This is a genomic window from Dyella sp. 01N36, from assembly GCF_056399745.1.
Genome location: NZ_JBFTRY010000381.1, coordinates 1 through 1,513, shown reverse-complemented (window position 1 = coordinate 1,513; position 1,513 = coordinate 1). Strand labels below are relative to the sequence as shown.

1 protein-coding gene is annotated in these 1,513 nt (G+C 64.6%); it reads right to left on the bottom strand.

The window, feature by feature from the left end; all coding sequences use genetic code 11:
• Window positions 1–465 precede the first annotated feature (465 nt).
• A complete protein-coding gene (locus AC1DMG_RS22290; RefSeq protein WP_477177384.1) occupies window positions 466–1,248 on the bottom strand; it encodes an AraC family transcriptional regulator in 783 nt (260 codons plus the stop codon).
• Window positions 1,249–1,513: the final 265 nt, after the last annotated feature.

The following is a 1,513-nucleotide window of genomic DNA, read 5'->3' as shown; positions in this document are numbered from 1 at the left end:
GCGACAGGCGGGCACCTGTTCGGTGATGGCGGCGTCGCGCTCTGCGCTGGTTCGGACGACATCGGTACTCATCGGTTCACCGTTCGCTGGGCGGGCGCGAGACTGGCTGCGCTATCCGCGAATGGAAAGCATGGTAAGCCGTCAATTGCGACCGGGCCATGGCAGGAAAGCGCAGACGTGTGCGCTGTCATAAGACCGACATATTGCCCATCGCATCTGACGAACCTGTGACAGTGCATAGTCGGATGTTATGGAGCCGTGATTGCCGCCGATGATCATTTGTGGGAGCGCACCCTGTGCGCGACAGGCGACCCTGTGCGCGACAGGCGGGCACCTGTTCGGTGATGGCGGCGTCGCGCTCTGCGCTGGCCCTGTGCGCGACAGGCGTGCCTCTCCGTAGCGTCGTCGCAGCACGCCTGTCGCGCACAGGGTGCGCTCCCACACAGATATCGCCAGCGCAACGGTTTATCCCAAGGGCGTCGCCAGATACCGGCTCGGCGCCATCCCCAACACACGCCGGAACGCCGCCGTAAACGCACTGGGATTGCCATAGCCCAGATCGACCGCCACCTGCGTGATCGCCTCGCCATTGCTCAGTCGCGTCAAGGCCGACAACAGGCATGCCTGCTGACGCCAGGCGGTGAAGCTCATGCCGGTTTCTTCGCGGAAAGTGCGCGTGAAATGACGCCGACTCATGCCGGCACGATGCGCCATGTCGTCGATCTTCACTTCCTGCGACGGCTGTTCCAGCAGATGGCGGCAGAGCGCGGCGAGACGCTTTTCGCGCGGCAGCGGCGTACTGAGCGGCAGCACCGGCATGCGGCGGATCTCATCGAGCAGCAACGCCATCACGCGTCCGTCGCGGCCCTCCAGATCGTATTCGGCCGGCAAATCCACCGCTTCCATCAGCAATTCGTGGAGCAGGGGAGAGACGCTGATGACCTGGCAACGTGGTGAGAGGCCGGCATGCTCGACAGCTTCGGGCGTGACGTAGGCGCTGCGCGTGGACACCGGTCCGGCCATCAACACCTCGTGCGAGACGCCGGGCGGTATCCACAGCGCGCGCCGCGGTGGCACCACCCAGCTGCCTTCACTGGTGATGGTGGTGATCACCCCGGTGGAGGCGTACAGCAGCTGGCCGCGACGGTGCGAATGCGGTGGCAGTACATAGTGCGGGGGATAGTCATTACCGGTCGCAATGACGTCGCGGGGCGTCTGGTCATAGGCTTCGGCACGGGCGTTGCGCATGAGCTTGGCCCATTTTCGACAGAAATTGACCCGGTTGCGTGTGCGGGCCGGACTCGCTCACTTTAAGGTGACGTTCCCGGCGGCGCAACCGCGTCGCCTTGCCGCACACGTTCCCTCACGAGCCCCCATGCAAACCCGCGTCGAAGACATGCCGTTGGCCGCCGTGCCGCCCGCCAGCCAATCCACCGAACAGGCTACCGAGTTCAGGATCCTCGGCGCGATCAGCTTCTCGCACCTGCTCAACGATCTCGCACCTGCTCAACGA